Consider the following 4,318-nt stretch of genomic DNA (forward strand, 5'->3'; position numbering starts at 1 on the left):
GGTCCATTCTGCACAATGATACTTGGAGATTTAGGGGCTGAAGTGATAAAGGTTGAGGAGCCATTGAAGGGGGATGATACGAGGAGTTGGGGTCCCCCATTCATAGATGGGGAGGCAGCATACTACCTATCGGTAAATAGGAATAAGAAGAGCATAACGGTAAACTTGAAGCATCCAGATGGATTAAAGATAATATATGGGTTAGCTGAGAAGAGCGATGTATTCATTGAAAACTTTAGACCAGGAGTTGCTGAAAGACTTAAAATAGATTATGAGACAATTAGCAAGATAAACCCTAAAATAATTTATTGTTCGATAAGTGGATTTGGGCAAACTGGACCATACAAAGATTACCCAGCATACGACCTACTAATACAAGCAATGTCTGGATTCATGAGCATAACTGGCGAGGAGGGAAGGCCTCCAGTTAGAATAGGAGTTGCACTATTCGATATTGGTGCAGCAATGTATGCAGCAATAGCCATAATAGCAGCACTATATAGGAGGGATAAAACTGGCGTTGGTGAGAGGATAGACATATCATTACTGGATACTGGGGTATCATGGTTAACATATATGGCAATGAACTACTTCGCCACAGGAGTAAACCCCAAGAGGATGGGTTCAGCACACCCAAGCATAGTACCATACCAATGCTTCCAAGATAAAGATGGGAAATGGTTTGCACTAGCAGTGGGTAATGATGATATTTGGAGAAGGATGTGTAAAGCAATTGGGAGAGAAGATTTAATGGATGATAAGAGGTATGCAACAAATCCGGATAGAGTTAGGAATAGAGATGAATTATTGGAGGAACTAAACAGGATATTTAAGGGTAATAGTAGAGATTACTGGATAAAGATATTCATGGAGAATGAAGTTCCATGCGCACCAGTAAATGAAGTTAGCGAAATACTAAGCGACCCACAAATCTTGCATAGGGAAATGGTAGTTGAAGTAAATCATCCAAAAATTGGGAAACTAAAGCAACTCGGAATACCAATAAAATATGCTAAAACCACATTAAAAGTTGAGGAGCCACCACCAATGCTAGGTCAACACACAGAAGAAGTGCTAATGAAATTATTGGGGTATAAAAAGGAGGAAATTTTAGAGTTAAAGAGGAAGGGGGCTATATAACATTCACCTACGCCTATATATCACAACAATAATTACCATCAATGCCAATAAGGATGCAATTGCAATGTAGATCCAGTATGATGGCGTTTGTGGAGGAACTTCAGCCTTGTAGTAAACAGTTAAACTGATATCGGAATTTAAGGTTATAGTTCTAGTTGAACTGCTAAATCCATCACTCCAACCACTAAAAACATACTTAACTCCACCAACATTAACCTCAGTTGGGAAGCTCAAGGTATAATTTCCAGCAAGGAGGGATTTGGAGAACTTAGTGGTATATGTGGAGCCTGACAATGTAAATTGAACCCCACTAATTGGAGATGAATCAATAGTCAACGTGTATTGCTTTGGCACTGAAACGGTGAATGTACCATTAAAGTATCCCACATTTCCAAGGAAATCCTCGGCTATAAGTGAGTATGAGACGCTTTGAACATTACTTGGAAGACTCAACGTATACGTGTAAAGCAGTGAACTGTAAGAGTAGATTATCTGATCCCTATTGGCAACAATTTTCGGTGGAATATCATTAACATTATACCATGAACTCTTAGAACCATCGGAAAACGTGAATTGATAATTCAAACCAACACGCTTAACACCCACACCGGAATCAGTGGCATTAACATTGAATACCAAGCCACCATCACTCTTAACGACATCAACTGAAATAATTGGTTTAACAGTTTCATTAATAGCTGTGAATGTTATGGAGTAAACTGTCTTAGCAGGGATGCTCACCCTAAAGCTAACTATATGCACACCACCAACGCTGGTTACAGAGTAATCTTTTGGAGTTATTGGATAGAATCTATAACTGCTTACAGGTATGGAGCCATCAACAATGAATTCCACAAGTGGATTTATAGTTGCATCTAGATTGTTATAGATCTTTATTGATGAAGATTTTGTGGAGCCATCATTCCTGGGAGCATAATAGTATATTAATGAGCCAATTGGGTAGGAGGATGGCGAATTTTGAGGCTCCTTACCTCCAACACTCAAAACGTTAATCTTACCATCACCACTAACATTCACTAACCTATAAGACCAGTAAACACCTGATGGCAAAGACCCTCCTGCTGGAGCATTGGTCTCAAAAACATATTTACCATTGTAAATGTTGAATTGCTCTCTATGTATATGTCCAGCTAAAACTAAATTAACATTGTACTGCTCCACAAGTCTAAGAAATTCCGATGCAACATTCAAATTACTATCCCAAGTGTAGTATAGGTAGCTCCTTAGAGCATTGATGTTTTGCCAAGAACCACTAACCATGAATCCACTTCCAAAGATTGGGTGATGTATAAGCATGATCTTAACATCATTAATGCCAATCTTCTTCAAAACATTCTCAGCAAATCTAAGTTGATCAATATCAACATAACCTAATTCACGAGTATCCATGGCAATGAAGTGGAAATTCCCAAAACTCAGATTATAGTATAGTGGACCACAATACCTCTGATAGTTTGCAGCATCATCACCTGAATGATCATGATTACCCGGAATAACTAGAATTGGGATTTTAGAGGAACCATTGAATATTATTGACCAAGCATAATTCCAAGCGGAAGCAATTACACCTATATCAACAAGATCCCCTGTATGCACAATTATAGTGGGTCTAATGAGGTTAAGCTCATATATGGCTCTCGCAATAACATCAGCACCATAGGGTAAATGTGTATCGCTCACATGTGCAATCAACAAGTACCCTGGATAAGTCTTGAAAACATACACACACTTCGGTTGAGTGTAAACGTAACTTGCACCATCAGCAACATATGAAACTCTGAGTGAATACAACCCCTCAAGAGCATTTGAAGGTACTTGCAGATAAAATGTCCAAAGCCCACTACTTGAATTATAAAAGCCATTGAATGATTCAATGTCATATTTAACGTTTACCGTATTATGAGTTATTGAGAAGAGCCATTTCGTTGCAGAGCTTGGAGCTCTAATCACAACCTTAAAGGAGCCATTCAAAACACATAAAGCAGGCCACGATGGGAGGGGATACTTTATGGGGTCTGTTACCACCATAGGCTGGGATATTGTGGCTGATGGAAGTATGCATATGGAGAATAGCACAACTATGAGGAGCAAATGAACTCTCCCAAACCTCACATCACCCATAACAATCGGTAATAGATTAGGAGGGAATTAATTTAAAAACGTTAAGTATCATGGTATGGTATGACTATAACCCTATCCCTCGGTATAGCAATCTTAATTGGCTTATTCACATCAATATTCACACTGGAATCAAAGGATGCTATTAACTCACTAGATTTCACTGCAACCCTAACTTCATTACGTGAACCATAAAATGATACATGCTTAACATAACCATCAAAAACATTATCCGAAGCTGATGCCTCAAGCTTAAAACTTTCAGGTCTAAGTATACATGCCACCCTACTACCAACATTGATGTTTAAATCCTCATATGCTGGAACACCCCACAAAACCATATCATCACATTTAACCTCAAGATAGCCATCACTACGATTCTGAACCACACCAATCAGCACAGTACATTTACCAATAAATGATGCAACAAATAAGTCTCTAGGCTTATTATAGATGTCAATTGGTGTTGAAACCTGTAGTATTCTACCATTATTCATAATTGCAATCCTATCCGACAATGTCAATGCCTCATCTTGATCATGGGTGACATATATTGTTGTTATTTTAAGCCTCCTCTGCAGAGATTTCAATTCACCACGCATCTCAACTCTAAGTTTAGCATCAAGATTGCTTAAAGGCTCATCAAGCAAGAGAACTTTAGGCTCTATGACTAGAGCTCTAGCCAAAGCTACACGTTGCTGCTGACCTCCAGAAAGCTGATGTGGATACCTATCCTCCAAACCAGACAATTTAACAAGCTCTAAAACCTCCTTAACCCTCCTCCTAATCTCATCCTTACCCACCTTCCTAATCTTCAAACCAAATGCTACATTATCAAAAACTGTCATGTGAGGCCATAAAGCATAATTCTGGAAAACCATACCAGTCCCACGGAGATAGGGGGGTGTATTGGTTACATCAACATCATTAAATAGAACTCTACCAGAATCCACACGCTCCAAACCAGCAATGATACGTAAAGTTGTAGTTTTACCACACCCACTTGGACCTAGAATTGTGAAGAATTCCCCCTCAAGTA

3 protein-coding genes are annotated in these 4,318 nt (G+C 38.9%); 1 reads left to right on the forward strand and 2 read right to left on the reverse strand.

Annotated elements, in window-relative coordinates; translation table 11 throughout:
- Positions 1-1,140, forward strand: a 1,140-nt coding sequence (locus MRT15_RS10145) for a CaiB/BaiF CoA-transferase family protein (protein ID WP_304329980.1), incomplete at its 5' end; no start/stop codon positions are given.
- Positions 1,141-1,143: 3 nt separating this feature from the next.
- Here MRT15_RS10145 and MRT15_RS10150 read toward each other — a convergent pair.
- The gene (locus tag MRT15_RS10150; protein WP_304329981.1) at positions 1,144-3,273 is read right to left on the reverse strand and encodes a metallophosphoesterase; all 2,130 of its coding nucleotides are present in this window, start codon (positions 3,271-3,273) and stop codon (positions 1,144-1,146) included.
- A gap of 50 nt (positions 3,274-3,323) precedes the next feature.
- Positions 3,324-4,318: ABC transporter ATP-binding protein (locus tag MRT15_RS10155; RefSeq protein WP_304329982.1), on the reverse strand; the 995-nt coding region annotated here is incomplete at its 5' end.

Origin of the sequence: Candidatus Culexarchaeum yellowstonense (assembly GCF_024707025.1) — an archaeon.
GTDB lineage: Archaea > Thermoproteota > Methanomethylicia > Culexarchaeales > Culexarchaeaceae > Culexarchaeum.